We start from the raw sequence: 25,728 nt of genomic DNA on the forward strand, positions 1-25,728 counted from the left end.
GCTTTTGCCACGTCCCCGGGAGCCGGGGACTTGACCGCTCTGGATCGCGGCTTTGAGCGTTTTTTGATCAGTTCGGTAGCTCGAAGTGCGCAAGAAGTTGCGCAGTACTGCGCAACTTCTTGCGCACTTGGCTGTAGGCCTTGATAAACAAGGCCTACAGCAGTTCGAGAGGCCTTTTTATTACCAGCAACTGCGCAACTTCTTGCGCAGTATGGCCAAAGGCCGCATCGCCGCTTATCGAGTCAGCGCCGTGAGGCATTCTTCAATCGAACGACGCTGTGTTTCGGCATAGAGCCCCAACTCATCAATGGTCGAACGCCCCAAGGCCAACTCGAACGCCTGTCGATTGGAATGCTCGCCATAGTGCGTCTGCGCCGCATCCCCCAGGTTCGACTGAAAAATCCCTGCCGCACTGACCGGCAGGAAATCTTCGTACACCAGCGGTTGGGCTTTCACATAGCCGTCGCGTAATAACCCTTGCAGCGTTACATCAGCGGGACGACTTCCTTTGCCTGTCAGGAAATAGCGGAAATACGCCAATTCCTGCTCGCGCATGCCATCGAGGCTGTCAGGGAATTCGCTGAAGTGCTGGGTCATCAGCGCGTTATAGCGTGAGGCATTGGCTTCGTTGGGGAAGTCACCCAATTCATCTCGCGCAGCATTCAGCAGACGGTCGTATAACGCCCGGCCCTTGGGTGTCAGCGCCGCACCTCGTTGTTCGATCTCGCCGAAGCGAGCACTGTGGCTGCCTCGGGTTTCTGTCTGGTCAGTGAAGGCGATCGACTCGTCCAGCGCCTTGAAACTGGTCTGACGCAACAGGATCGGGTGTTGCCGACGCGGCGGCCCTTCGATCACCGCTTTTGGCGTGATGCCATGCAGCGGCATCTGCGCCTGAACGATGTCGATGTCCAGCGTGCGCGGGGTCAGGTGGTTGATGTGCGGGCCCTTGAAGGCCACGACATCGGCGATCAGACGATGCTGAGCGCTGAGGGTCTGGTATTGCGCGGCGGTGACGGTGGCGCTGTGGTGCCAGCGAAAAGTCTCCAGCGCTTGCAGGACAAATTCCCCGGCTTCGGACTCAGTCAGTCCGCCAGCGGCTTCGGCCTGCTCGATCAGGCGCAACGCTGTCGGGGTGAAGATCGAACGCTGATCCAACACTGATTGAGCGAAGGCTCGCAGTTCGGGGTCTTCAATCAATTCCAGTCGCAGCAACGAAGTGAACACCCGGAACGGGCTGACCTGCAGCGCATTTTCATGCACCGCACGGAACGCCGTGGAATGCACCGGCACGCCGGCGGGTGTCAGGTCGTAATAACCCACAGGCTGCATGCCCATCACGGCGAACAGGCGGGCGAGGGTGGCCAGTTCGGTGGCAGTGCCGACGCGGATTGCACCGTGGCGTTCCATGTCCAGCCGTTGGATTTCGCCGGTGCTGTGCAACTGACTGGCGATCTGCGGCTCGCGTGCCAGCACTTCGCGGTTGGTCTGCTCCACCAGTTCCATCAGTGCGCCATACAGCGGCACTTCTTCGCGGTACATATCGGACATCGCTTTGGAGAAGCGTTGGCGGATCAGGTCGGGGCTGACGAACGGCTGCACGGTCATGAAAAAAATTCCTGGCACGGTCACGTAAAGGATGGAGGAAAAGATCGCAGCCTTCGCCGACGCGGGCAAACGAAGAATCCTACGAACTTCATTCTGCCAACGACTGACCGTTTACCTGTCCGCGCGTGAGTTTTCTCCCAGGAACTCCCGATACAAACGTGCCGTGTTCGACGGCTGCTCGACCATCGGCATGTGCCCGACACCGTCCCACACATCCACCCGCAGATTGGCGATGCCCTTGCTCCACACCGGCACGCTGCTGACATCGATCAACCGATCCTTGCGACCCCAGAGCAACAGCGCCGGGCATTTGATGTCCGGCAGCTTTGGTTCCATCGGCGGGCTGGCGCGGAAGTCCCGGAAGATCTCTTCCAGTTCGTCCCGTTGCTGTTCATAGCGTTGGGCAATGGCATCGAGCACCAGTCCGGGTACCCAGGGCGGTGAGGCCATGGTCATCGCATAGAAGTGTCGGAATTCTTCCCGGGAATTGATCAGGAACGGATTGTGCCCACGAGCCAGGTGACGCTCCATGTCGCTGGCTTCTGGTGCGGTGACGCCGGCCGGGTCGAGCAGCGCCACCGAAGCGATGCGATCCGGATAGGTCGCCGCCAGCCACGCGGCGATGTAACCGCCCATGGAGTTGCCGATAACGTGGACTTTCTCTACCCCGCAGACGTCGAGCAGCTGAATCATGCGTTTGGCCTGTACCGGAATGTCGTAGCCGCCACCGGCCTTGAAGCCGGTTTCGCCGTGACCGGCCAGGTCCGGGATGATCACCCGATACTGGCTGACAAAGTGCCGGGCAAAACGCAGCCACAGGTTCTTTTCGGCGCTGTAGCCGTGCAGCATCAGAATGCTGCTCGACGCTTCATAGGGCCCGCCTTGCCAGGTCGACACGGTCATTTCGGCGATGGGCACTTCGATCTTGTGCAACCGGTAAAGCCTGGCCTCCAGGGCCGCGCTCAGGTCGTAGAGCCAGTGACCGACCGCCGGGTAACTCAACCAGCTCCAGGCCACGAAAACTGCGAGGGCGACAAACAGCAAAAGCATCGTGGGTCTTCCTTGTTCAAGACAGAATGTGGTCGGCCGGTTTCAGCGCCCGGGTCAAGCGGTGGTAGCTGAAACTGAAGCCGGGAAACATCGCGATCACATGACCGCTCTTGCTTTGATACCAACTGTGGCAGCCGCCGGTTTTCCAGACCGTGCGCTCCATCTCCCGGTGAATCATCTGAGTGTAGGTACGTTCTGCTTCGGGGCGAACTTCGATGCTGCGCAGACCTTTGGCCTGCACGGTGCGGATACAGTCGAGGATGTAGTTCATCTGCGATTCGATGATGAACAATGCCGAGGTGTGACCGATGCCGGTGTTCGGCCCGGTGACGATAAACAGATTGGGAAAGTCCGGCAGGCTGGTGCCGAGGTAGGCGCGTGGATACTGCGCCCAGACATCGCGCAGTTTTACGCCGTTTTTTCCGCTGGCCGGGTAGGAAATCACGCCGTCGGTGGCGTCGTAACCGGTCGACCAGACGATCAGATCGACGTCGATGTGCTGGCCCTCCGTGGTGACGATGCCGGTTTCGTCGAGGGTGGCGATACCTTGTTCGCGGCTGTGCAAGGTGACATTGGGCCGGGTAAGCGCCGGATAATAGGTGCTGGAGACCAATACCCTTTTGCAGCCGATGGTGAAGTCCGGTGTGAGTTTTTTCCGCAACTCGGGGTCAGCCACCTGGCGTTTGAGAAACTTCAGGGCGTGTCGCTGCACCATGTGAATCGCCGGTTTCGAGTATTTGAAGGCGATGACCCGGGTTTCGAATTGCCAGTAGATCATCCAGCGCAGCAGTTTGTAGGCCGGTTTCAGACCCAGCAACCAGCGCTGGAACCGCCCGAAAGTACGGTCGGCCCGGGGCAGCACCCAGTGCGCGGTGCGCTGAAATACGTGCAATTCGGCGACCTCGGGTGCAATCGCGGGAATCACCTGAGCCGCACTGGCGCCGCTGCCGACAATTGCCACGCGTTTAGCGTGATAGTCGTAACTGTGATCCCAATTGTTTGTATGAAAAGTCTTGCCCTTGAAGCGATCCTGACCGGGGAAGTCTGGGATAACCGGTTGGCTCAACGGCCCGGTGGCATTGATCAGGAACTGCGCATAAAAAATGCCTTTGGTGCCAGTGTGTACAGCCCAGCGTTTTTCGGTGTCATCCCACTCGACCCGCTCGACGTTGGCCTCCAGTTCCACCCGATCGCGCAGGCCGAAACGCTCGATGACGTGTTCGGTGTAGCGTTGCAGTTCGGCCTGTTCGGCGAACATCTGCGTCCAGGGGTAGGGCGCAAACGAAAGGGAATAGAGGGGCGACGGCACATCCACCGCCGCGCCAGGGTAGGTGTTCTGGCACCAGGTGCCGCCGAAAAAGTCCCGCCGCTCCAGCAAGCGAAAATCGTCGATGCCGGCCTTGAGCAAATTGACCGCCGCGCACTGGCCGCCAAACCCGCTGCCGATGATCAGCACTTGATAGGTCTGCATGGGCCTCCTTCTTAGAGTCTTTTTTCCATTTTCTTCCTTTCATGTATAGCCAATCATTTGCTCGCCGTGTGGTGCTGATGACGGGGTATTCGGCCCGCTGGCCGGTGATGGCTATTTGACGTTGCCCTGATAGACTCCCAATACATCGGGTCTGCGGTCTGCGCAGTGCCGTCGAGTGGTCGAGGCCCCTATGGGAAGAACGGGAGGAAAGGGACTTTCACTGGCCAGGAGGCTCTATACATCGCGAATCCTCGGGCTGGTTCTGGGGCTTTTGTGCGTGAGCGTCGCGATGTATCCACTCGATCCGCCGGCCTGGGTCTGGGCGGTGATGCTGTTCAACGGACTGGTCTGGCCGCATCTGGCGTTTCAATGGGCCCGACGGGCGCGGGTGCCTTATCACGCCGAGCACCGCAATTTGCTGATAGACGCCTTTCTCGGTGGCTTCTGGGTCGCCGCCATGCACTTCAATCCCTTGCCCAGTGCCACGACCATTTCGATGATGGCGATGAACAACGTCGCCATCGGCGGCCTGCGCTTTCTGCTGGCCGGGGCGGCGGCGCAGTTGCTCGGGGTTGGCGTCGGGCTGGTGGTATTTGCCCCCGCGTTCATCCCGATGACCACGTCGGCACAGCTTTATGCCTGTCTGCCACTGTTGATGCTGTATCCGTTGGCGCTCGGCTGGATCTGCTTTCGCCAGGCCTACACCCTCGGCTTGCATAAACGTGAACTCCTGGCCCTGAGCCGCACCGACAGCCTCACCGGACTGCTCAACCACGGCGCCTGGAAGGATCAACTGGAAATCGAATTCCAGCGCTGCAAACGCCAGCAGACAGGCGCAGCGATTGCGCTGATCGACATCGACCACTTCAAGGCGATCAACGACACCTACGGCCATGTGGCGGGCGATATCGTCCTGCGGCAGTTGAGCAAAATGCTCAAGCAGAACCTGCGCATGGCGGATGTGGCGGGGCGTTATGGCGGCGACGAGTTTTGCGTGATCCTGCCGGACCTGCCGCTGTTCAATGCCGCGCAGGCGATGGAGGCGTTGCGTGAGCGTTTTTCCTTTCTGGTGTACGAACAGAACCCGGCGCTGAAAGTCAGCCTGAGCATTGGCCTGGCGGCGCTCGATCCGGCTCACGGTGATGCAATGCGCTGGCTCAATGACGCTGATGAGGCACTCTACGAAGCCAAGGCCAGCGGGCGCAACCGGGTGATCTGCTGCAACGATGACAAGCCGCGGCGCGAGGTATTCGATTCGGTTTGAACGGAATGGGTGTCGCATCCGGGATAGAGCCTTGGGGCGATGTCAGGTACGGTTCAGTACCCGACACGAAACAAGGATTGATTCATGACGTTCAATTTCCCTCGTTCCCTGCTGGCCGCCGGTCTCGGCCTGAGCCTCTCTTTCGCCACCGCTGGCGCGTTCGCTGAACCGCACAAGCAGGTGCTGGCCGACGCCGAGCAATACAAACCCGAAGCCCTGAAACTGCTCGAGCGCCTGGTCAATATCGATTCCGGTTCCGGCTATGAGCCGGGGCTCAAGCAAGTCAGCGAAATCGCCATCGATGAGTTGAAAAAGCTCGGTGCCACCATCGAACTGGTGCCCAATACGCCGGAAAAAACCAACCACGTGCTCGCCACGCTCAAAGGCACCGGCAAGGCGAAAATCCTGCTGATGGCGCACATGGACACGGTGTTCAAGGAAGGCTCCGCTGCTGAGCGACCGTTCCACATCAAGGACGGCCGCGCCTACGGGCCGGGGGTGATGGACGACAAGGGCGGGATCGTCGCCGGCATCTATGCGCTGAAAATCCTGAAGAACCTCGACTTCAAGGACTACGCGCAAATCACGTTCCTGCTCGATGCCAGCGAAGAAACCGGCTCGGACGTTGCCACCGACCTGATCAAGAAAACCGCCAAGCTCCACGACGTCACCCTCAACCTCGAACCGGGCCGTCCGGCCGATGGTCTGGTGGTGTGGCGCAAGGGCAGCGCCACCGCGCTGGTCGAGGTCAAGGGCAAGGCTGCTCACGCCGGCGTCGCGCCGGAACTGGGGCGCAACGCGGCGATGGAGGCGGCGCACCAGATCCTGCAACTGGGCAAGCTCGGCGACGAAGCGAAGAAAACCACGATCAATTTCACTGTGCTCAAGGCTGGCGACCGCACCAACGTCATTCCGGATCAGGCCACAGCCAAGGCTGATGTACGGGCGGCGGTGCCGGAGGAGTTCGACCGGATCGAGAAGGATCTGGCGCGGGTGTCGCAGGACAAACTGATTCCTGACACCGAAGTGAAGACTTCATTGCAACGGGGCTTGCCGCCAATGCCGCAGACGGCGGAGTCAGACCGTTTGATGGCGATGGCTCAGGGGATTTACGGCGAAATTGGTCGCAAGTTGACTGAAGAAGGCAGCGGTGGGGCGGCGGATGCGAGTCTGTCGGCCGGGGTTGGGACGCCGACGCTGGACGGGTTCGGGATTGTCGGCGGCAACATTCATACGCCAGAGGAATACGCGGAAGTGGAGAGCGTGGCGCCGCGGATTTATCTGTTGTCGCGGATGATCATGGAGTTGGCGAAACGGTAATGGCAGGCAGCGGTTTCGCGGCGGGCGCCACGCGAGTGGACTCGTAATGGCGTCGGGCCGCTCTGCCTCTTTGTCGCGTGGTGCGAGGTTACTCTTTGACGCTCATGTATTCCTTGGCCCAGAGGATGTATTCCTCAGGCTGGGTGTAGGTGTGGGTCAGTTCGGTGGCGCTCAGGTCCGAGGCCTGGGTGAAGATCTGGCGTTGTTCGCGCAGGCTGTCGTAGGTCGCCTTGATCGCGGCGAAGTAGGCACCGTGGCCGTCGATGGTCACGCGCACACCCAGTTCAGCCAGGCGTTTGTCGTCGCGCAGCGCCGGGTTGCCGTAGGTCACCAGCATCAGCGGGACGGTCAGGTGTTCGGCGATCTGCTCAAGCTGGTCGAAGTCCTGAATACCGACCATGCAGATACCGTCGGCGCCGGCGGCCTGGTATTGCCTGGTGCGGCTGATGATTTCCTGGTTCGGCAGGATGCCGGCGTTGGTCCGGGCGATGATCGCCATTTCCGAATCAACCCGGGCTTCCAGCGCCGCACGGATCTTGCCGACGCCTTCGGCGACGGTGATCAGGTCGGTGGATTTGCGGCCGAACTGGGCCGGCAGCAGGGTGTCTTCGATGGTCAGCGCGGCGACGCCGGCGCGTTCCAGTTCGACGATGGTGCGCATCACGTTGAGTGCGTTGCCGTAGCCGTGGTCGGCGTCGGCGATCACCGGCAATTGGGCGACGCGGCCAATGCGAGTGGCCTGCTCGGCGAATTCGCTGAGGGTGATCAGGGCAAAGTCCGGAGCGCCCAGGACCTGCAACGAAGCGACCGAGCCGCCGAGAATCCCTACTTCAAATCCCAGGTCAGCGGCAATGCGGGCGGACATCGGATCGAACACCGAGGCGGTGTGATAGCAGGTGTCGGAAGCCAGCAGCTGACGGAAGTTACGGCGCAAATCTTGATGAGAAAGCCTGGTCATACGAGTTCCACCAATACAAAGGAATGGAAAGGCTTGAGCAAAGGTGTCAACGCCGAAGGTGAAAAGGCTATCACGCCAATGGGTCAAGGATCATGACGAATTAACGAGGAAGTTAACCAGGAAAAACCTGTTCAGGCTTTCTTGCAGCAGGCTGAGGCGCTCAGGCCGCCACCGCCTGCTGCTGTTGATTGGGCAACGGCACCGCCCGTACCGAGTTGCCCGGCTGCAATTGCAGGCGTTTGGCGGTGAGGCGGTCGATCACCAGGCTGCTGCCGACCCGGCGGCCCGGAGCGACGGTGATGCGGCAGTTTTCCAGGCGCCGGTTGTGGATCAGCCACAGCGGCGCCTGATCGTCCGGCGTGCCGATGCTCAGGCTCAGTTCCAGGCTGTCGCGCACGGTGCGGATGTTGTGGATCGGCGCCTCGATGACCGGGCCGCCATCGAAGATATCGATGTAGCCCTTGTGGGCAAAACCTTCGGCCTGGAGGATCTTCAGTGCCGCTTCGGTGTTGGGGTGAGCCTGACCGATCACGGCCTGGGCCTGTTCGGTGAGCAGGCAGGTGTACAGCGGCTGACGCGGCATCAGTTCGGCAATGAACGATTTGTTGCCTAACCCTGACAAGTGGTCGGCGTGGCTGAAGTCCATCTGGAAGAAGTGCCGGCCCAGGCTGTCCCAGAACGGCGAACAGCCTTGTTCGTCAGCGCTGCCGCGCAGTTCGGCGATCATCTTCTCGCCGAACAGGTGCGGGAATTCGGCGACGAACAGCAGGCGCCCCAACGACAGCAGACGTCCATTGCTGCCGTGGCGCTGGTCGTGGCGCAGGAACAGCGAGCACAGTTCCGATTGGCCGGTCAGTTCATTATTCAGAAACAGGGTCGGAATCTGCCGCTGAATACCCAGATCCGGTGCCGAGCTGACGGTCAGCCCGACCCGGTAGTTGTACCAGGGTTCGCGCAGGCCGACGGCGCCGGCCAGGGCACTGACCCCGACCACGCGCTGGTCATCATCCTCGAGGACAAAAAGATAGTCGGCATCGGCCCGTTCGACCTGCTCGGCGAAGGCGCGCTGCGCCCAGCGTACCCGATGGGTCAGGCGATCTTCATTGGCCGGCAGGGTGGTGAAACCGGGCCCGGCCTGTTGCACCAGGGTCATCAACGCTGGCAGGTCGCTGACTTGGACCGGACGGACAATCATGCTGCAACTCCTTTTGCGCGCCTGCTCGGGCACTGTCGTTGGGTACGGGCGCAGTTCACAGGGCAATCACCCGCACCGTGCCGCCATGGCTGACGTTCAGTGCCGCACACAGCGACGGGGTGAGCGCCAGGGGCTGACCGGGCTGGTAATCCAGCTCGGCGACCATTGCCCGGTAGCCATGCAGTGCATCGTTACTCACCAGATAGCGACCGCGGGCGTCGATCAGTGGTTCCTCCCGGACCGTGGCGATCCGACTGCTGGCAATCGAACGGACGTTGGCGGTGCGGGCGTACAAGGTCGGACCGGCGTCGAACAGATCGATGTAGCTGTTGGTTTCAAAACCCTCGCGTTCGAGGATGTCGAAGGCTTCCTGGCCGTCGGGGTGGATGCGGCCGATGCAGTCCTGCGCCGCCTGCGGCAGCATGGGCACGTAGATCGGGTATTGCGGCATCAGTTCGGCGAGAAACGTGCGGCTCTGCAAGCCGCACAAGCGCTCGGCCTCGACGTAGGGCAGGTCGAAGAAATGTTTGCCCAGCGCGTCCCAGAAGGGCGAATGGCCGTTTTCGTCGCTGTAGCCGACGATTTCGGTGATCACCGCTTCGGCAAACCGCTGTGCATGGGCGGCGATGAACAGCAGGCGGGCCCGTGACAGCAATTCGGAAAACGGCGTGCGCACCAGTGCCGCGTCGATGTGGAAACCGCGCAGCAGCGTGTGGCCGCTCAGGTCGTGGCACAGCGACAGCGCCGGCACGCCGTGTTCAATGTTCAGCTCCCGCGAGGCACTGGTGAAGTGGCGGTTGCGCAGGCTGTAGAACGGTTCGTTGTAGCCGGCAGTGGCGAGAATCTCCGAGCAGCCCACCAGACGACGCTTGTCCAGGTCTTCCAGTACGAAGAAATAATTCTCCGGGCCTTGGCCCGAGGCTTGGCTGTCGAACGACGCGCAGGACGCGGCGATTTTCCCGCTCAGGTGTTCGCGGTCATCCGGCAGGGAGGTGACGCCCACCAGGCTGTCGCGAGCCAATTGTTGCAATTGAGGCAGGTCGGTTGGCTCGACTGGACGTAAGACCAGCATGGATGCACTCCTGTATCAAAAGGTTCGGCCCATTCGCCGAACCTGACTATCACTGTCGGTTTCCACGCGTTAAAGCGGCGGTCGCCTGATTTGTTGTCAGACGCCGCTTTTTTTCTTGTCAGCCATTGCTCGGGTCAGGCAGCGCGGTACTGGCGCCGAGCTTGTTCAGGAAGAACAGGTACACCAGACCCAATGCGATCCAGATCAGGCCGAGCTTCTGTGCATCGACGCCCATGTTGTACATGATGGCCGCGACGATGATGAAGCCGATCACCGGGCAGATCAGGTGACGGATCACCTGGCCGGACTTCTGCCGGCGCCAGTAGTAGTTGATCACGGTCAGGTGCAGCAGCATGAAGCCGCTCAGGGCACCGAAGTTGACCAGCGAAGTCAGGGTGTCCACCGAGTTGATGAACACGTAGCAGATCACCAGCGAAAGCACGGCCACCAGATAAATGCTCAGGTAGGGCGTGTTGTGTTTCGGGTGCACCCTGGCCAGCATTTTCGGCAGCTTGCCGTCGCGGGCCATGCCGAACAGCAGGCGTGAGACCGCCGCTTGCGAAGTGATCGCCACCGCCACACCCCAGGCCAGGGCCGTGGCCACGCCGGTCAGGGTCGCCAACCAGCTGCCGGCGGCGATTTCGGCGATTTCATAGAACGCGGTGTCGGCGGACTTGAAGCCCATGCCCGCTGCCAGATCGGTGGCGATCCAGGTCTGTACGACGAAGATCGCGCCCATCACCACCAGGGTGATCAACGCCGCTTTGCCGACGCTGCGGCCCGGATCGCCCTTGATCTCTTCGGCAAGGGTGGAGATCGCATCGAAGCCGAGGAACGACAGCACCGCAATCGACACCGCTTGCATCAGCAGGGCGAAGTTGAAGGTTTGCGGGTGATACAGCGGCGCCAGGGTCAGCTGGCCGTTGCCGCCACCGTTGTGCAGGGCGTTCCAGGCGTAGAACAGGAAAATCCCCAGCACCACGAGCTGCGCCAGCAGGAACAGGATGTTCATGCGGGCGGTGAAAGTAATGCCGCGCAGGTTGACGAAGGTTGCGCTGACCAGGAACGCCAGAATGAAGCCGACTTTCGGGATATCCGGGTACAAATGGTTGAGCGCCATTGCCGCGTAAACGTAAAGCAGTGGCGGAATCAGCAGGTAGTCCAGCAGCATCAGCCAGCCGGCGATGAAGCCGACGTGTTGATTCAGGCCCCGTTGCGCGTAGGAATAGACCGATCCGGCAATCGGAAAGGCCCGGGCCATGCTGCCGTAGCTCAGCGCGGTGAAGACCATCGCCACCATGCCGATGATGTACGCCAAAGGCACCATCCCCGGTGCCTCGGCGTTGACGTAGCCATACACCCCGAACGGGGCGATGGGGATCATGAAGATCATCCCGTACACCACCAAGTCGGTCAGTGTCAGGCTACGTTTCAACTCCTGTTTGTAGCCGAACTCTTCTATTTCCATGAAGCGCAACTCCTTGTCAGCCAATCGGTCGTTTTAGTCGTTATGTCGGTCCGTCGTTTACAGCGTCAGCAGTGGTTACAGCAATGTTCAAAGCAGGGGTGCCAGATAATTTGCCCAGCGGTTCACCGCTTCCGGGCTGCGCAGCAGGTCGTTGCGCACTTCAATCAAAACCGACTCCAGGCCTCGGGCATCACCGTGAACCGGGACGGTCATGTCGCCCAACGGATCAATCTTGTACGGCTGGTTGCCCGCGACTTTCAGCGGATGCTGGCCGAGACCTTCGAGCAGGCGCTGGGCGTATCCCTTGGCCTGACCGAACAGCACGCCGACTTCCAGCTCACGCGGCTGGCCGTAATAAACTGACGTGAAACTGTGAATCCCCACCACCCGCACCGGCCGGCCTTCTGCCAAACGTTCGTCGATCAGCTGTTGCAGCCGCGTGTGAAACGGCTTGAACAGGCACTGGCGACGGTATTCGCGTGTGGCTTCGTCGAGTCCGCGATTGCCCGGCACCTGATAGATCTCGCTCTGCGCCGGAATGCTGTCCGGGGCGTGGCGGGGCCGGTTGAGGTCGATCAGCAGTCGCGAATAATTGGCGCTCAGCAGCGTGGCGCCGATCTTTTCCGACAGTTGTTCGGCCAGCTCCAGCGCACCGATGTCCCAGGCAATGTGTTCATGCGCAGCCTTTTCATCCAGACCCAGATTGTTCAGGGCGTCGGGGATGTAGCGGCTGGCGTGCTCGCACACCAGAATCAGTGGGTGCATCGAATCTTCACGGATCAGGTTGTAGACCGGTCGGGTGTACAACCCAAGTTCGGCGGATTCAGTACAGGCGTGCATAGTGCTCACACAGGTCGGCGGGTGAGAGCTGTTCCGTCAGCGCCAGTTCCTCGGTTTTAAGGGCGAAATACGTGTCGAGCAACGGTGCCGGCAGCGCTGCCATCAGCGCTTCGCTGCGACGCAGGCAATCCAGTGCCTGAGCCAAAGAGGCGGGCAGGGCAACAATGCCCCGCGCCTCGCGTTGTTCGTCGTTGAGTGCATCGGGGATTTCATCGGTGATGGCGTTCAGCGCCAGGCGCTGCTCGATGCCCAAACGTCCGGCGATCAGCAGCGCAGCCATTGCCAGGTGCGGCGAGGCGGTGGCGTCCATGGCGCGGAATTCCAGGTTGTACTGCTTCGCCACGGGTTTGTTGCCCAGGCTTACGGTCGGGCAGATGCGCAGCGCCGCTTCGCGGTTCTGCTGGCCGAGACAGGCGTAGGACGCGCTCCAATGGTGCGGCTGCAGGCGCTCGTACGACACCGGCGTCGGCGCGGTGAACGCACACAGCGCCGGCAAGTAATGCAGCACGCCCGCCGCCCAGTGCTGGCCGAGGGTCGACAGGCCATTGCTGGTGCCGGCGTCGTACAACATCGGCTGGCCGGCCAGATCAAGCAGGCTGACGTGCAGGTGTACACCGTTGCACACCGCGTCGGCGGCGGTCTTTGGTGAGAAGCTCAGATCCAGGCCCATCTGCCGGGCGATTTCGCGGGTGATCTCGCGCACGTTTACCGCGCGATCTGCCGCTGCCACGCCGAGGGTCGGACGGCAGGTGATTTCGTATTGATGCTTGCCATATTCGGGCAGGAACATTTCCGGCTCGACGCCGCCGGCGCGCAGGGCGCTGAGCAGCCAGCCACCGAATTCCGCGCCCTGGCGCTGGGATTCGAGGGAGAAGGCCAGGTGTTCGGCAAACCCGGCGTGCAGGTTGAATTCGTGTTCGAACGCGGCGTTGACCTGCAACCCGAGTTGATCGCGATAGCGCTCGATTTCATCGCGCAGCAGCGTGCGCGGGCAGGCGCCCCACGGGCGCCCGTCGGTTTCGCGGATGTCGCCGTGGATGAAGTCCAGCGCCGGTGCGGCGGCGTCCGGGCCATTGCCGACGGTGACGCGGCTGGCCAGATCGGGAATCAGCCGCAGATCGCCATAAGCGCCCCACGGGTTGGTCGAGGCAATGATGTCCTGCGGCGTCAGCGCGCTGTTGGCCGGCACCCAGCCGCAGCCGGCGGCTTGATAGTGTTCCAGCTCATCGCTGGGAAACGAACGGCCCCGGGTAATGCCGATCAGGTCGGTGGTGACGATGGTGGTCATCGGCAGCGGCAACAGGCGTTCGCTCATGGCTGCATCTCCCGCAGACGACCGAGTACGGTGTCGGTATCGGTGATCCAGCAATAGCCCTTGATCGCGTTCAGGCAGGCATCGTGACGTGCTTCGGTGTAGGTCGCGCAGGCGTCCGCCACCAGTGTGACGAGGTAACCCCGGTCGGCGGCATCGCGCACGGCCATGTCCACGCATTGATCGGTGACGATGCCGGCAATGATCAGGTGACGGGTTTCCAGATTGCGCAGCACGTAGTCGATGTTGGTCGAGTTGAAGACCCCGGAAGAGGTCTTGGGCAGCACGATTTCGTTTTCTGCCGGGGTCAGTTCAGCGATGACCTGTGCCTGCGGGCTGCCCTTGGGCAGGTGCATGTCCGACAGTTTGTGATCCAGCGAGCGGTCGCGGCCGTCGGCGGTCAGGCTTTCGATCAGGGTGTGCAGCACGTTCTGCCGTGTGTCACGAAAGGCGTTTAGCAGGCGCACCTGATTGGGCACCACTTGCGAGCGCGCGCGATTGAGGAAGTAGGCGGCGTCCGGGCCTTCCAGGTGCGGGTCGAACTGCGGCTCGAGCCAGGCACGCTGCATGTCCACCAGCAACAGCGCAGTGTGGTCGGTGACAAACGGCAGGTCCCGCGGCGAGCGGTGGGGAAGGCTGAACATCCTTATTTATCCTCCAGCAGGTGGGTGTCGAAGTCGTTGCGCAGGGCATCGATACCTTCCAGGCGATCGGCCAGGTCCGGGCTGCGCAGGGTCAGGCAAGCGATCAGCGCTTCAACCTGAGCCAGCGCCGGGACCATGGTGTCGAACGGTGAAGCCGACTCCACCGGAGCGCTGATGATCATGTCGGCCAGTTCCCGCAGCGGCGAAGCATAAATGTCGGTGAACAGCACGACACGAGCGTTGTTGTTCTTGGCCGCCGTGGCCACGCGCAGGGCCTGGGTCTGGTAGCGGCGATAGTCGAACACCAGCACGACGTCCTGGCGTTGCAGGTCGAACAGACGATCCGGCAGTTGCGCGTTGTCCTCCAGCGCAAAACAACCGGGGCGCAGCAGACGCAAATGATTGAGCAGGTAAGTGGCCATCAGGCTGCTGAAACGCCCGCCGAAGCAGTAGACCTGATGGCGCGTATCGAGCAGCCATTGCGCCAGGATCCGCACGTCTTCGGGTTGGGTCAGCGCCTGGGTTTCCGCCAGCAGACTGTGGCTGTGGGCCAGATAATGGCTCCAGGCATCGTCCTGGTTCAGGTTCGAACGCGGTTGCAACAGCGTGCGTGGCGAGCGCAGGCGATGATCCATGTCGCTCAGCAGAGCGTCCTGGAATTCGGCGTATCCGCCAAAGCCGAGTTTTTTTACCAGACGCACGATAGTCGGATCGCTGACGCCGGCGTGCTCGGCCAGTCGCGCCATGGGCCCGAGGCCGTTGCGCGGGTACTGATCGAGCAAGGCCCGGACGACTTTGCGCTCTGATGGCGTAAGGTCCAGGCCGGGATCGGTAATCAGGTCTCTTAGAGGGGGCATCCGGGCTCCTGCTGGATGAGGTGTTGGATTCGCTTCACAATCCGTTAAAACAGTATTTATGTAACTGACGTTACATGTCTAGTGAATTTTCTGCGCCTTCCGTGGAGCCCCAAAATGGGGCGAAATGCCCGTGTAGCAAGGGCTTCATGGTTTCCCTGTAGTGTGTAGTCCATTGCCTATTGTGGTGTCAGACATTTCCGGTTTCTTTTGACGGACCGTTTTACCAGGCTTGCCCGGAACCACCCGGTTTACGGCACAATTGCCGTCCTGTCGGCATTCCGCCGGTGGTTGTTTACCTTCTGACCGAGTGACTCAACGTGCAAGCCACCCGTTTGACCTTGATTTGTCACGCCAGAACCGTCTCACAAAAATTGGCGCGTTTTCCTACGAACGAGTCCGTTGAAGAAAGCGCTGTAGCGTCTGACTTGTGGGTCGCCCGGTTCGAGTTGCCGCGTCGTCTGATCTGCGGCCCTGAGCTGCGTACCTGCCAGACTGCTCAATGGTTCGGCGAGGATGCGCAGGTTGATGAAGCCTTGCGCGATTGCGACTGGGGTCGCTGGCAAGGGCAATCGATCAAGGACTTGCAGCGAAATGAGCCCGACGCGTTGCAAGCCTGGCTCGAAGATCCTGGCGCCGCGCCCCATGGCGGAGAATCGGTGGCACAACTCGGTGAACGGGTGGCCGCATGGCTGGCAGCGCTGCAAACCACGCCGGGGCACGTGGTGGCCGTGACGCATCCGTTCGTCATCCGGGCAGCGCTGACGCAGGTCTTGCAAAGCGAAGCCTTCCACAGCATCGATGTCGAGCCGCTGGCGCTGGTCGAGTTGAGTTTCTTCGGACGCTGGCGGCTTCGCTTGCCCGGCATTGATCTTGAAGGAGACCGCACATGAAGCAATTGCTGGTCATCGGCATTGGCGCCGGCAACCCCGACTACATCACGATGCAGGCGGTGAAGGCGCTTAATCGGGTGGACGTGTTTTTCCTCATGGACAAGGGCCAGAGCAAGGACAAGCTGATCGACCTGCGTCGAGAAATCTGCGAGCGCTACATCACTGATCGTACGTACCGCTTCGCCGAAGCTCACAGCCCGGAGCGCGAGCGCGGCGAGGTGGACTACAGCGCCAGCGTCGAAAATCTGAATCAAGCCAAGCAGCAAACCTTCGAACGCCTGATCAATGACGAATTGGCTGACGGGCAGTGCGGCGGTTTTCTGGTGTGGGGCGATCCGGCGTTGTACGACAGCACTATTCGTATCCTGCAGGCGATTCTCACCTCAGGTCGATGCGCGTTTGAGTTCGAGGTGATCCCCGGCATCACCAGCGTTCAGGCCCTGGCGGCGCAGCACAAAGTGCCGCTTAACACCATCGGCCGCTCGATCGAAATCACCACCGGCCGGCGCCTGGCGGCGGGGCAGGTGAGTGATGCCGACAGTCTGGTGGTGATGCTCGATGCCGAAGATGCCTACCATCGAGTGGCGGATCAGGAGACCGAGATTTACTGGGGGGCCTACCTTGGCACGCCGGATGAAATCCTCCTCAGCGGCAAGCTCAAGGATGTCGCCGAGGAAATCGAGCGGGTGCGCAAGGCGGCGCGGGCCGAGCATGGTTGGATCATGGACACCTATCTGTTGCGCAAGCCTTGACCTCACGACCAAAGCGCTCGCGATACACCGACGGCGGGACGCCGACCACGCTGCGAAATGCCACACGAAAGCTTTCCACCGAACGATAGCCGCAGCGCAGGGCGATCTGCTCGGTGTTCTGCGGTGTGCTTTCCAGCAACTCCCGGGCCCGGGCCAAGCGTTCGTGTTGCAACCAGGTTTTGGGTGACTGGCCGCTGGCTTCGGTGAATTTGCGCAGGAAGGTGCGTTCGCTCATCGCCGCTTCGCTGGCCAGGTCGCGCACCTCCAGTGGCTCGTGCAGGCGCTCGCGGGCCCACTGCATCACGCGCGACAAGTCACTGCGCGGAGTCGGGCTGACCGGTGTCGGAATGAATTGCGCCTGACCGCCGGTGCGTTGCGGCGACATCACCAGTCGGCGCGCCACCGAGTTGGCCACCTGAGTGCCGAAGTCCCGCGTCACCAGGTGCAGGCAGGCGTCGATCCCGGCTGCGCTGCCGGCCGAAGTGATCAGTTGGCCGGAATCGACGTAGAGCACGTCCGGGTCGACATCGATGGTCGGGAAGCGCTCGGCCAGTTCCGAGGTATAGCGCCAGTGGGTGGTGGCGCCATGCCCGTCAAGCAGCCCGCTGGCCGCCAAAACAAAGACGCCCGAGCAGATCGAGAGCAACCGGGCGCCGCGCGAGTGCGCATCACGCAATGCTTCGAGCAATGCCTCGGGCACCGGCGCGCTGCGGTCGCGCCAGCCGGGAATGATGATGGTGCGCGCATCCGCCAACAATTCCAGACCACCATCGGCCAGCACCTGAATCCCGCCCATGGCGCGCATCGGGCCTTGATCCACCGCTGCGATGCAGTGCGCGTACCACGGAAAATCGAATTCCGGCCGGGCCAGGCCGAAGATCTCCACGGCGATGCCGAACTCGAAGGTACAGAGGCCGTCGTAGGCCAGAATCGCGACCAATCCAGGTGAATCAGGCATTTGGCGGAAATTTCCCGGTGAGTGTCTTGTGCGCCACTGTAGCGGCAAGCGGCGGCTCGATAAAGTCTGTTCATCCCTTCACCGATGCAGGAGCAACACAACATGCCTAGCCTGGTTCGCCAAATTCCCGCAGCCCCTTCGGCCATTGCCCTGATGCACTTCAGCAACCGTCTGACCTTCGAAACCGATTGTTCCGACGTCTTCAGCAGCCAGGAGGCGGGCGAGGTCGATTTCGTGCTGGTGGACGTGCGCGGACCCCTGGCCTTCGAGCGCGGCCATGTGCCGGGGGCGATCAACGTTCCGGGGCGTCTGCTGACGGCCGAAGCGCTGGCGGACTACCCGACCTCCACACTGTTCGTGGTCTATTGCGCCGGGCCCCACTGCAACGGCGCCAACAAGGCGGCGGTGAAGCTGGCGGCGTTGGGCTATCCGGTCAAGGAGATGATCGGCGGGGTGACCGGCTGGCTGGATGAAGGCTTTCAGTTGAGTGTTACGACACCGCGCGTCGCCACTGCCCCGATCGCTTGCGATTGCTGATAACCGGAAAGTTGCCGCTTCGGCGGCACCTTTGTCCGCTTTGTCCTACAACCCTTGCACCGCTCCGGCGCACACTTTTCCCATGTGATGGCACTCGCCGATTTTCTGCAAGTATTTGTCGCTTAAACACAATTTGCCCCGTGCGCGCCGCCATAGACTGCCGGCCACTTCGGTTTCTTTGCGCTCCATAGCCCAAGGCCGAACCTGACAATCGAAAGCTGCCAATAAAAGCCTCCGCACACGGGAGTAATAAATGAAAAAGCTGGTTATGTTCGGTGCCCTGGCACTGTCGATGTTGTCCCTGACCGCCGTGGCCGAAGACGCCAAACCGATTCGGATCGGTATCGAAGCCGGTTACCCGCCATTCTCGATGAAAACCCCTGACGGCAAACTGGCCGGTTTCGACGTGGACATCGGCGATGCGCTGTGTGAGCAGATGAAAGTCAAATGCACCTGGGTCGAGCAAGAGTTTGACGGCCTGATCCCGGCGCTGAAAGTGAAGAAGATCGACGCGATCCTGTCCTCGATGACCATCACGGACGACCGCAAGAAAAACGTCGATTTCACCATCAAGTACTACCACACCCCGGCGCGCTTCGTGATGAAGGCCGGCTCCGGCGTGAAAGACCCGCTGGTTGAGCTCAAAGGCAAGAAAGTCGGCGTGCTGCGCGCCAGTACCCACGACCGCTACGCCACCGAAGTGCTGGTACCGGCCGGGATCGAACTGGTGCGTTACGGCTCGCAGCAGGAAGCCAACCTGGATATGGTGTCCGGTCGTATCGATGCGATGCTGGCCGACTCGGTCAACCTGAGCGACGGCTTCCTGAAAACCGACGCCGGCAAAGGCTTCGAATTCGTTGGCCCGACCTACGAAGACGCCAAATACTTCGGCGGCGGCGCCGGTATCGCCGTGCGAAAAGGCGATACCGAGCTGGCGGAGAAATTCAACGCCGCCATCAACGAAATCCGCGCCAACGGCAAGTACAAGCAAGTGCAGGACAAGTACTTCGACTTTGACGTGTACGGCCATTAATACGCCGTAGAAAAAAGTGGCCCCGTTGACGCGGTGGCCACTTTTTTTTCGCCCGTGATTTATCCTGTCAGCACATTTCCAATGCAGTCACTGGGTAGCAGCGACTGCAGAATTTCCGGAGTTCCCCATGCAACGCATCGACCATGTTCTGCCCTGGAGCCATCTGGGCAGCGAACGCTCCCTCAGCGTCTTCCGTTACGGCGTCGGCCCACGCAAGGTTTATATCCAGGCGAGTCTGCACGCCGATGAGCTGCCGGGCATGCGCACTGCGTGGGAACTGAAAAAACGCCTGGCCGAGCTGGAGAGCAACGGTCAGTTGCAAGGCGTGATCGAACTGGTACCGGTGGCCAACCCGATCGGTCTCGATCAACACCTGCAAGGCAGTCACATGGGCCGCTTCGAGCTGGGCAGCGGCAAGAACTTCAACCGCTCCTTTGTCGAACTCAGTGCGCCAGTGGCCGAGCGCATCGGGAATCTGCTGGGCAGCGATGCCGAAGCCAACATTGCGTTGATCCGCCAGACCATGGGCCAAGTGCTCGACGGATTGCCGGCCCCGGCCTCGCAACTGGAAGCGCTGCACCGTCTCTTGCTGCGCCACGCCTGCGAGGCCGACATCACCCTCGATCTGCACTGCGACTTCGATGCCGCAATTCATCTCTACGCCTTGCCGCAGCACTGGCCGCAGTGGCAATCCCTCGCCGCACGCCTGAAGGCTGGCGTGGCGCTGTTGTGTGAGGACTCTGGCGGCAGTTCTTTTGACGAATCCTGCTCCACGCCGTGGTTGCGCCTGGCGCGGATGTTCCCGGAGGCGGCGATTCCGCCGGCCAACCTCGCCACCACCCTGGAGCTGGGCAGCATGGGCGACACCCGCGTCGATCAGGCTCAGGCCAATGGCGAGGCGATCCTGGGCTTTTTGGCCGAACAGGGCTTCATCAGCGGCGAATGGCCGAAAGCGCCGGAGGAGTGCTGCGAAGGCATGCCGTTCGAAGGCACCGAATACCTGTTCGCCCCGCATCATGGCGTGGTGAGTTTCCTGCGCGATGCCGGTGAGTGGGTCGAGCGCGGTGATGCGCTGTTTGAAGTGGTCGATCCGCTCAAGGATCGCGTGACCACCGTGCGCGCCGGCACCAGCGGCGTGTTGTTCGCCATAGATCGCGGTCGCTACACCCAGCCGGGGATCTGGCAGGCGAAGGTGGCGGGGCGCGAGCCGATTCGGGCGGGCAAGCTGATCAACGACTGACAGCCCATCTTCTGGATCGCAGTGTTAGGCTCTGTCGCGAACCCTGCACTGTGTGAAGGAAGGCTTATGTTGAAGGTGTTTGCTCTGCTGACTCTCCTGGCGTCCAGCGCCGTCCATGCTCAAACCTCGCTGCAAACCGATCTGCCACTCAACTACCTGGCCCAGGTGCACCCGGACGCCGAACCGCGTCCGCTGGTGGTTTTCCTGCATGGCTACGGCAGTAATGAAGCCGATCTGATCGGCATGAAATTTCAGCTGCCCAAGCAGTACAACTACCTGTCGGTGCAGGCGCCGATGGCGTTGGGGGAAGGGCGCTTCCAATGGTTTCGCAAGAAAGGCGACGGTGCCTACAACGGCGAGACTGATGATCTGAAGGTTGCCAGCCAGAAACTGCGGGCTTTTATCGCGGCGGCGGCGCAGAAATATCACGCGCGACCGGATAAGGTGTACCTGGTCGGTTTCAGCCAGGGCGCGATGATGACCTACGAGGTGGGGTTGAGGCAGCCGGCGGCGGTCGGTGGCATCGCCGCGTTGAGCGGGCGGGTGTTGCCGGTGCTCAAGAGCGAGCTGACATCAGCGCAACAACATCCGCCGCTGGAGATCTTCATCGGCCATGGCACGGCGGATGACCGGGTCCCCTACACGGGCGCCACTGCGGCCAAAGAGTTGCTCGAGAAGCTGGACTACACACCGGCGTTCCATGCCTATCCCGGCGTCGGCCACAGCATCAGCGCGGCCGAGCTTCGGGATCTGAACGACTGGTTGCAGCGACTCAACCCCTGAGCATCACTTTTCCTTGAGGATGGTTTTCACCAGCGCCTCGTGACCGCTCTTGTCGCTGGCCCGGGAAATCACCTGGACCAGCGCCATGCGCGTGCCGGAGCCGGCCAGCAACGTGGTGTTGAGGGTCTGGCCGCCGCCCTGGGTGGCGGTGCTGTCGACCTGACGCAGGCCCAGGCCATTGCCTTTCTGGGTCAGGCTCTTTTCGCTGAGCTTGTTGAAGTCCGGCAGGGCCTTGCGCTGAGCGTCGATGAAATCGGACACGGTGCCGTCGAGGAACGCACTGTCGTTGTCCTTGACGTTGTTGCCTTCGGGAATCTGGTTTTCGGCGGTGATGACCACCGTCTTGGTGGCATCGTTGGTGTACATCATGCCTTTGGCGCCGGTCGGACCGGCCGGCAGCGGGTCGCCGACGAAGCCCTTGGGCAGGACGAAACTGAATTTGCCGTCGAGCATCGAGACGTTCTCGGTGACAGCCTTCTCTTTGGCCTTGGCTGCCTGAGCATTGATGGCGCCGAAACCGGCCACCGCCGCCAGCAACAGGACGACGGCTTTCTTGCTAAGCAATGACATTCGAATCTCCGAGGGATGGTCGCGCTTGGGCGGCGATCATCCCACGGAGAACACCCGGCACTCCAGAGCGGTTTGTCCGGGCGAGGTCAGTTCGGCGACGGCGCAGGCGCCGGTTTGGCCAGCAACTGCCGGGTGACCCCGAGCATCGCCACCGAAACGGCCACCGCCACCACGAAGCCACCGAAACCAAGACCTGGAACGGTCAGCGCCAAGACCAGACAAAACGCCGAGAACGAATACATCCCTGTCGCCGTCGCCCGCAACAGCGCGGCGGTAAACGCCGGGCCACGGGTCTGCTGGGAAAACACCGCCATCACACTGCCGAGCACCGGGAACACCGCGAGCAATCCGCTCCAGCGCTCGCCCACCGTGCTGGCCAGCATCGTCACCACCAACGTCAACGCCGCCCCGGCGATCATCCGCCACACCAGTTTGTCCGACTTCGGCGCCGGGCCGCTGACCACCGGTTGAACCTTGGGAAACAAGTACGGCGCGGCAAGGAGGGCGGTCGCAGCGGCGACGATGGAGAAGGGCAACGACGCCGGAATCAGCGACAGGATCAGCGCCAGCACGGCCCAGACCGAAAGAGAAACCACCAGCGCCAACAGCCAGTTCGCCCGCTGCGCCACCTGCGCATAAGTGACGCAAAACGCGATCATCGCAAACATGGCCGACAGCGCCGCGACCGCCGATTGCGCGGCAAACGCCGGGCCTTGTTCGATGGCGAGGAAAAACAGAATCGGCCCGACCACCACCGGCAACCCCGACAGCCACCCGGCGACGCTGGGGCCCCAACGCTTGCCGGCGAGGGAAATCAGCAGCAGGAAACCGGGAATCAGCAGCAGTTTGAGGATCAGCACGCAGGTCTCTCCATCGGGTCAGAGGTGGCCACGTTAGCATTGTCGTGAATGGATTGCTGAAGATGCATGCAAAAAATGTATACAAAGTGCCGGGCGTGATCGCCGACTATGCTCTGACTATCAGGGTTTACCGGAGTCGATGCCGCAATGAGCAGAACACCGAAGGTGTTGCGTGGATGCTGCGGTATCGGCTTGTGGGCCTTGCTGCTGACGCCCACCTGGGCCAGTTGGCAGGACGCGGTGCCCGGTGCGCAGATCATCGGCACCGGCGATTTCAGCGTGTTCGGTTTCGACATTTATAACGCCCGGTTGTGGAGCGCCGCGCGTCCATTGGCTGACGGTCAGCCTTTTGCCCTGGAACTGATCTACCGACGCAACGTGTCCCGCGATGATCTGGTCAAGGCCAGTGTTGATGAGATCAAGCGCCTGGCGGGTTCCTCCATCAGCCCGGCGCAATTGGCGGTGTGGCAGGTCCAGATGCAGCAATCGTTCGTCGACGTCCAGGCCGGCACGCGGATTACCGGGGTGTATCTGCCGGGGCAGGGCGCGCGGTTCTTTGTCGGTCAACAGTTGCAGCATGAAATCGATGATCCGCAGTTCGCCCGGGCGTTTTTCGACATCTGGCTCGACCCGCGCACACGCAGTCCCGAGTTGCGTCAGCAATTGCTCGGCACTGCCAAACCCTGAGCGCAGCACGTCTGCTCTTGGGCACGCCGACTGAAACGTCTAAGCTGCGCCTTTCGACTTGTTTCTGGATGTGTGCGTGAAATTCAGTTTGCCCAAAATCGCCACCGCGCCGTTCTGCCCGCCGGAAGTGGCCGGCAGTGTCCCGGTGGATCCGAATGCCTCGTTCTTCAAACGCGTGCTGCGTTTTGCCGGCCCCGGTTTGCTGGTGTCGATCGGCTACATGGACCCGGGCAACTGGGCCACCGCAATCGAGGCCGGTTCGCGCTTTGGTTACAGCCTATTGTTCGTGGTGTTGCTGGCGAGCCTGGCGGGCATGGTCGTGCAATGCCTGTGTTCGCGGCTGGGCATCGCCACCGGGCGTGATCTGGCGCAGCTGTCCCGCGAGCGTTACAGCACTCCTACGGCACGGCTGCAATGGGTGCTGGCGGAAATCTCGATCATTGCCACTGACCTGGCAGAAGTGCTTGGTTGCGCACTGGCGTTTCACTTGTTGCTGGGTTGTTCGCTGACATTTGGCATCGCCCTGACCGCATTCGATACGTTACTGGTGTTGGCCCTGCAAAACCGCGGTTTCCGGCGGCTGGAAGCGATCATGCTGGTGCTGGTGGGCACCATCGGCGTGTGCTTCTTCGTTGAATTGTTGCTGATCAAACCGTACTGGCCGGACGTCGCCCAAGGCTTCAAACCGTCACTGTCGGCGATCAGCGAGGCGGCGCCGCTGTACCTGGCCATCGGCATCCTCGGCGCCACGGTGATGCCGCACAACTTGTACCTGCACACCTCGATCGTACAAACGCGACTGATCGGCCGGGACCTCGCGAGCAAACAGGATGCAGTGAATCTGGCACGCATCGACACCATCGGCTCGCTGGCGCTGGCGTTGCTGGTCAACGCGGCGATCCTGATCCTTGCGGCGGCAGCCTTTCATCAGTCCGGGCACACCGACGTGGTGGACATCCAGGACGCCTATCACTTGCTCGATCCGCTGGTGGGCGGCGCGCTGGCCAGCGTGCTGTTCGGTGTGGCGCTGCTGGCGTCGGGGCAGAGTTCGACCTTCACCGGCACCATCGCCGGGCAGGTGATCATGGAAGGCTATTTGAATCTGCGGATTCCCTGCTGGCAGCGCCGCTTGATTACCCGCGGGCTGGCGCTGATTCCGGCGTTCATCGGCGTGTGGCTGATGGGCGACGGCGCGGTGGGCAAGTTGCTGGTGTTGAGTCAGGTGGTGCTGAGCCTGCAATTGCCGTTTGCGCTGTATCCGCTGATTCGCATGACCAACGACAAACAGCTGATGGGGCCGTTTGTGAATCGCTGGCCGACGCGGGTGCTGGCGTGGGGGTTGTTTGTGGTGATCAGCGGCGCCAATGCCTGGCTGATTCTGCAGTTGGCCGCCTAACGGCCGAAAGCATCCACCACAAAATCAATGAACACCCGAGTCTTGGCCGGCATCAAGGTGCGGCTCGGGTAGTACAGCGATATCGCCCCGGCATCGCACTGCCAGTCGGGCAACAGCCGCACCAGTTCACCGCGCTCGATCTGCGCGCTGACATCGGGCAACACCAGCATCGTCACCCCGAGGCCCAGCAGCGCAGCCTTGCGCATGGCCATTGGATCGTTCAGCACAATATTCGGATTGAGCAGGGCGCTGGCCTGTTCGCCAGCGTCGTTGTGCATCTGCCATTGGCGAATGCGCCCGGTGCGCAGGCCGCGCATGACGATGCCTTGGTGATCGGCGAGGTCTGTCGGATGTCGGGGCAGGGCGCGTCCGGCCAGATAGGCCGGTGAGGCCACTGCCAATATTTCAGCAGACGCCAGTCGCCGGGAAACCACCCCGGGCGTCAGCTCGAATCCGCCGCCAATCGCCACGTCGTAGCCCTCGGCGATCAAATCCACCTGGCGATTCTCGAAGTGCCACTCCGGGCGAATCAGCGGATAGCGCGCCAGAAACTCCGGCAACAGCGGCAGCATGTGATCGATGCCGAACGTTGGCGGCAGGCTGATCTTGAGGACACCCGCCGGCTCGCCGCGCTCGGTCGCCACCGTCGCAATCGCGGCCTGCAAGGCATCGAGGTTGCCGCCGATACTCGCCAGAAAACCTTCGCCGGCCTCGGTCAGCGACAGCTTGCGGGTCGAGCGCTGGAACAGTCGCACGCCGAGGTTGCGTTCCAGAATCGCCACGTTACGGCTGACCGCCGCCGGGGTCAGTGCGAGTAGCCGTGCTGCGGCGGAGAAACTGCCGGTCTCGGCGCTGCGGACGAAGGATTCAAGATTGGCGAGGGTTTCCATAGTTTCGACCTGATAGCGATGCTTGAAGATCATTCAAGGTATTACCGGCTAATCAAGTGGGAATGGCAAGTGCAAG

The 25,728-nt window shown here is 61.6% G+C and carries 25 protein-coding genes; 10 read left to right on the plus strand and 15 right to left on the minus strand.

Annotation, left to right across the window (positions count from 1 at the left end; translation table 11 throughout):
- Window positions 1-234 precede the first annotated feature (234 nt).
- The 3 genes from hglS to C6Y56_RS10480 all read right to left on the minus strand — a co-directional run bounded on the left by hglS (window position 235) and on the right by C6Y56_RS10480 (window position 4,126).
- Window positions 235-1,605 carry a 2-oxoadipate dioxygenase/decarboxylase HglS gene (gene hglS / locus C6Y56_RS10470; RefSeq protein WP_169429782.1) on the minus strand — a complete coding sequence of 457 codons (1,371 nt, stop codon included), beginning with the start codon at window positions 1,603-1,605 and terminating at the stop codon, window positions 235-237.
- Between the two features lie 111 nt (window positions 1,606-1,716).
- Window positions 1,717-2,655 carry an alpha/beta fold hydrolase gene (locus C6Y56_RS10475; protein WP_169429783.1) on the minus strand — a complete coding sequence of 313 codons (939 nt, stop codon included), beginning with the start codon at window positions 2,653-2,655 and terminating at the stop codon, window positions 1,717-1,719.
- A 16-nt stretch (window positions 2,656-2,671) separates the two neighbouring features.
- A complete protein-coding gene (locus C6Y56_RS10480) occupies window positions 2,672-4,126 on the minus strand; it encodes a flavin-containing monooxygenase (RefSeq protein ID WP_169429784.1) in 1,455 nt (484 codons plus the stop codon).
- A 190-nt stretch (window positions 4,127-4,316) separates the two neighbouring features.
- Here C6Y56_RS10480 and C6Y56_RS10485 point away from each other — a divergent pair, with 190 nt between their 5' ends.
- Both C6Y56_RS10485 and C6Y56_RS10490 read left to right on the plus strand, forming a co-directional pair.
- Entirely contained in the window at window positions 4,317-5,390 is a 1,074-nt protein-coding gene (locus C6Y56_RS10485) for a diguanylate cyclase (RefSeq protein ID WP_169429785.1), read from the plus strand.
- 84 nt (window positions 5,391-5,474) lie between these two features.
- Window positions 5,475-6,710: a M20/M25/M40 family metallo-hydrolase gene (locus tag C6Y56_RS10490; protein ID WP_169429786.1), complete on the plus strand. Its 1,236-nt coding sequence runs from the start codon at window positions 5,475-5,477 to the stop codon at window positions 6,708-6,710.
- An 88-nt stretch (window positions 6,711-6,798) separates the two neighbouring features.
- Here the strand turns inward: C6Y56_RS10490 and C6Y56_RS10495 are convergent, their stop codons facing one another.
- From C6Y56_RS10495 to C6Y56_RS10530, 8 genes are all read right to left on the minus strand, one after another.
- Window positions 6,799-7,668 carry an isocitrate lyase/PEP mutase family protein gene (locus tag C6Y56_RS10495; protein WP_085733177.1) on the minus strand — a complete coding sequence of 290 codons (870 nt, stop codon included), beginning with the start codon at window positions 7,666-7,668 and terminating at the stop codon, window positions 6,799-6,801.
- A gap of 160 nt (window positions 7,669-7,828) precedes the next feature.
- Window positions 7,829-8,863 (minus strand): arginine N-succinyltransferase, encoded by a 1,035-nt coding sequence (astA, locus tag C6Y56_RS10500; protein ID WP_169429787.1) that lies wholly within the window; start codon window positions 8,861-8,863, stop codon window positions 7,829-7,831.
- Window positions 8,864-8,918: 55 nt separating this feature from the next.
- A complete protein-coding gene (locus C6Y56_RS10505) occupies window positions 8,919-9,935 on the minus strand; it encodes an arginine N-succinyltransferase (RefSeq protein ID WP_169429788.1) in 1,017 nt (338 codons plus the stop codon).
- A gap of 118 nt (window positions 9,936-10,053) precedes the next feature.
- On the minus strand, window positions 10,054-11,403 hold the full coding sequence (locus C6Y56_RS10510) for an APC family permease (protein WP_169429789.1): 1,350 nt from the start codon (window positions 11,401-11,403) through the stop codon (window positions 10,054-10,056).
- A gap of 87 nt (window positions 11,404-11,490) precedes the next feature.
- The gene (locus C6Y56_RS10515) at window positions 11,491-12,243 is read right to left on the minus strand and encodes an N-formylglutamate amidohydrolase (protein ID WP_169429790.1); all 753 of its coding nucleotides are present in this window, start codon (window positions 12,241-12,243) and stop codon (window positions 11,491-11,493) included.
- A complete protein-coding gene (locus tag C6Y56_RS10520) occupies window positions 12,227-13,558 on the minus strand; it encodes a glutamine synthetase (protein ID WP_169429791.1) in 1,332 nt (443 codons plus the stop codon). Before C6Y56_RS10520 ends, C6Y56_RS10515 begins: the two co-directional genes overlap by 17 nt.
- Complete coding sequence (locus C6Y56_RS10525) at window positions 13,555-14,199, minus strand: isochorismatase family cysteine hydrolase (protein WP_169429792.1); 645 nt, start codon at window positions 14,197-14,199, stop codon at window positions 13,555-13,557. The genes C6Y56_RS10520 and C6Y56_RS10525 overlap by 4 nt, the downstream gene beginning before the upstream one ends.
- Before the next feature lie 2 nt (window positions 14,200-14,201).
- Complete coding sequence (locus C6Y56_RS10530; protein ID WP_169429793.1) at window positions 14,202-15,056, minus strand: MurR/RpiR family transcriptional regulator; 855 nt, start codon at window positions 15,054-15,056, stop codon at window positions 14,202-14,204.
- Window positions 15,057-15,373: 317 nt separating this feature from the next.
- Between C6Y56_RS10530 and C6Y56_RS10535 the strand changes: the two genes are divergently transcribed.
- Window positions 15,374-15,946: a histidine phosphatase family protein gene (locus C6Y56_RS10535; RefSeq protein WP_169429794.1), complete on the plus strand. Its 573-nt coding sequence runs from the start codon at window positions 15,374-15,376 to the stop codon at window positions 15,944-15,946.
- Window positions 15,943-16,698, plus strand: a complete 756-nt coding sequence (cobF, locus tag C6Y56_RS10540; protein ID WP_169429795.1) for a precorrin-6A synthase (deacetylating) — start codon at window positions 15,943-15,945, stop codon at window positions 16,696-16,698. Before C6Y56_RS10535 ends, cobF begins: the two co-directional genes overlap by 4 nt.
- Here cobF and ftrA read toward each other — a convergent pair.
- Window positions 16,667-17,656: a transcriptional regulator FtrA gene (ftrA, locus tag C6Y56_RS10545; RefSeq protein ID WP_169429796.1), complete on the minus strand. Its 990-nt coding sequence runs from the start codon at window positions 17,654-17,656 to the stop codon at window positions 16,667-16,669. The genes cobF and ftrA overlap by 32 nt on opposite strands.
- A gap of 102 nt (window positions 17,657-17,758) precedes the next feature.
- Between ftrA and C6Y56_RS10550 the strand changes: the two genes are divergently transcribed.
- The 4 genes from C6Y56_RS10550 to C6Y56_RS10565 all read left to right on the plus strand — a co-directional run bounded on the left by C6Y56_RS10550 (window position 17,759) and on the right by C6Y56_RS10565 (window position 21,249).
- Window positions 17,759-18,193 (plus strand): rhodanese-like domain-containing protein, encoded by a 435-nt coding sequence (locus C6Y56_RS10550; RefSeq protein ID WP_169429797.1) that lies wholly within the window; start codon window positions 17,759-17,761, stop codon window positions 18,191-18,193.
- A gap of 253 nt (window positions 18,194-18,446) precedes the next feature.
- Window positions 18,447-19,226 (plus strand): ABC transporter substrate-binding protein, encoded by a 780-nt coding sequence (locus tag C6Y56_RS10555; RefSeq protein ID WP_039767817.1) that lies wholly within the window; start codon window positions 18,447-18,449, stop codon window positions 19,224-19,226.
- Between the two features lie 127 nt (window positions 19,227-19,353).
- Window positions 19,354-20,466, plus strand: coding sequence for a succinylglutamate desuccinylase/aspartoacylase family protein (locus C6Y56_RS10560; protein WP_169429798.1), 1,113 nt, complete (start codon window positions 19,354-19,356; stop codon window positions 20,464-20,466).
- Window positions 20,467-20,532: 66 nt separating this feature from the next.
- Window positions 20,533-21,249 carry an alpha/beta hydrolase gene (locus C6Y56_RS10565; RefSeq protein ID WP_169429799.1) on the plus strand — a complete coding sequence of 239 codons (717 nt, stop codon included), beginning with the start codon at window positions 20,533-20,535 and terminating at the stop codon, window positions 21,247-21,249.
- Between the two features lie 3 nt (window positions 21,250-21,252).
- Here C6Y56_RS10565 and C6Y56_RS10570 read toward each other — a convergent pair whose 3' ends face one another.
- Window positions 21,253-21,819, minus strand: a complete 567-nt coding sequence (locus C6Y56_RS10570) for a hypothetical protein (protein WP_169429800.1) — start codon at window positions 21,817-21,819, stop codon at window positions 21,253-21,255.
- Window positions 21,820-21,905: 86 nt separating this feature from the next.
- Window positions 21,906-22,679, minus strand: a complete 774-nt coding sequence (locus tag C6Y56_RS10575) for a hypothetical protein (RefSeq protein ID WP_169429801.1) — start codon at window positions 22,677-22,679, stop codon at window positions 21,906-21,908.
- A gap of 147 nt (window positions 22,680-22,826) precedes the next feature.
- On the opposite strand from C6Y56_RS10575, the gene C6Y56_RS10580 reads away from it, so the two are divergent.
- Window positions 22,827-23,366 carry a chalcone isomerase family protein gene (locus tag C6Y56_RS10580; RefSeq protein ID WP_169429802.1) on the plus strand — a complete coding sequence of 180 codons (540 nt, stop codon included), beginning with the start codon at window positions 22,827-22,829 and terminating at the stop codon, window positions 23,364-23,366.
- Between the two features lie 127 nt (window positions 23,367-23,493).
- Entirely contained in the window at window positions 23,494-24,762 is a 1,269-nt protein-coding gene (locus C6Y56_RS10585) for an Nramp family divalent metal transporter (RefSeq protein WP_432760326.1), read from the plus strand.
- Here C6Y56_RS10585 and C6Y56_RS10590 read toward each other — a convergent pair.
- Entirely contained in the window at window positions 24,759-25,652 is an 894-nt protein-coding gene (locus tag C6Y56_RS10590) for a LysR family transcriptional regulator (protein WP_169432620.1), read from the minus strand. The genes C6Y56_RS10585 and C6Y56_RS10590 overlap by 4 nt on opposite strands.
- Between the last annotated feature and the right edge of the window lie 76 nt (window positions 25,653-25,728).

The sequence above is a fragment of the Pseudomonas fluorescens genome (assembly GCF_012974785.1).
GTDB classification, from domain to species: Bacteria; Pseudomonadota; Gammaproteobacteria; order Pseudomonadales; family Pseudomonadaceae; genus Aquipseudomonas; species Aquipseudomonas fluorescens_BT.

Excerpts from the sequence above, each read along its gene's own strand:
- astA (WP_169429787.1), bottom strand. The coding sequence starts at position 8,863 with ATGATTGTCCGTCCGGTCCAAGTCAGCGACCTGCCAGCGTTGATGACC.
- C6Y56_RS10515 (WP_169429790.1), bottom strand. The coding sequence starts at position 12,243 with ATGCACGCCTGTACTGAATCCGCCGAACTTGGGTTGTACACCCGACCG.
- C6Y56_RS10520 (WP_169429791.1), bottom strand. The coding sequence starts at position 13,558 with ATGAGCGAACGCCTGTTGCCGCTGCCGATGACCACCATCGTCACCACC.
- C6Y56_RS10555 (WP_039767817.1), top strand. The coding sequence starts at position 18,447 with ATGAAAAAGCTGGTTATGTTCGGTGCCCTGGCACTGTCGATGTTGTCC.
- C6Y56_RS10490 (WP_169429786.1), top strand. The coding sequence starts at position 5,475 with ATGACGTTCAATTTCCCTCGTTCCCTGCTGGCCGCCGGTCTCGGCCTG.
- C6Y56_RS10480 (WP_169429784.1), bottom strand. The coding sequence starts at position 4,126 with ATGCAGACCTATCAAGTGCTGATCATCGGCAGCGGGTTTGGCGGCCAG.
- cobF (WP_169429795.1), top strand. The coding sequence starts at position 15,943 with ATGAAGCAATTGCTGGTCATCGGCATTGGCGCCGGCAACCCCGACTAC.
- C6Y56_RS10590 (WP_169432620.1), bottom strand. The coding sequence starts at position 25,652 with ATGGAAACCCTCGCCAATCTTGAATCCTTCGTCCGCAGCGCCGAGACC.
- C6Y56_RS10565 (WP_169429799.1), top strand. The coding sequence starts at position 20,533 with ATGTTGAAGGTGTTTGCTCTGCTGACTCTCCTGGCGTCCAGCGCCGTC.
- C6Y56_RS10560 (WP_169429798.1), top strand. The coding sequence starts at position 19,354 with ATGCAACGCATCGACCATGTTCTGCCCTGGAGCCATCTGGGCAGCGAA.
- C6Y56_RS10495 (WP_085733177.1), bottom strand. The coding sequence starts at position 7,668 with ATGACCAGGCTTTCTCATCAAGATTTGCGCCGTAACTTCCGTCAGCTG.
- C6Y56_RS10580 (WP_169429802.1), top strand. The coding sequence starts at position 22,827 with ATGAGCAGAACACCGAAGGTGTTGCGTGGATGCTGCGGTATCGGCTTG.
- C6Y56_RS10570 (WP_169429800.1), bottom strand. The coding sequence starts at position 21,819 with ATGTCATTGCTTAGCAAGAAAGCCGTCGTCCTGTTGCTGGCGGCGGTG.
- C6Y56_RS10485 (WP_169429785.1), top strand. The coding sequence starts at position 4,317 with ATGGGAAGAACGGGAGGAAAGGGACTTTCACTGGCCAGGAGGCTCTAT.
- C6Y56_RS10525 (WP_169429792.1), bottom strand. The coding sequence starts at position 14,199 with ATGTTCAGCCTTCCCCACCGCTCGCCGCGGGACCTGCCGTTTGTCACC.
- hglS (WP_169429782.1), bottom strand. The coding sequence starts at position 1,605 with ATGACCGTGCAGCCGTTCGTCAGCCCCGACCTGATCCGCCAACGCTTC.
- C6Y56_RS10475 (WP_169429783.1), bottom strand. The coding sequence starts at position 2,655 with ATGCTTTTGCTGTTTGTCGCCCTCGCAGTTTTCGTGGCCTGGAGCTGG.
- C6Y56_RS10530 (WP_169429793.1), bottom strand. The coding sequence starts at position 15,056 with ATGCCCCCTCTAAGAGACCTGATTACCGATCCCGGCCTGGACCTTACG.
- C6Y56_RS10550 (WP_169429797.1), top strand. The coding sequence starts at position 17,759 with ATGCCTAGCCTGGTTCGCCAAATTCCCGCAGCCCCTTCGGCCATTGCC.
- C6Y56_RS10510 (WP_169429789.1), bottom strand. The coding sequence starts at position 11,403 with ATGGAAATAGAAGAGTTCGGCTACAAACAGGAGTTGAAACGTAGCCTG.
- C6Y56_RS10505 (WP_169429788.1), bottom strand. The coding sequence starts at position 9,935 with ATGCTGGTCTTACGTCCAGTCGAGCCAACCGACCTGCCTCAATTGCAA.
- ftrA (WP_169429796.1), bottom strand. The coding sequence starts at position 17,656 with ATGCCTGATTCACCTGGATTGGTCGCGATTCTGGCCTACGACGGCCTC.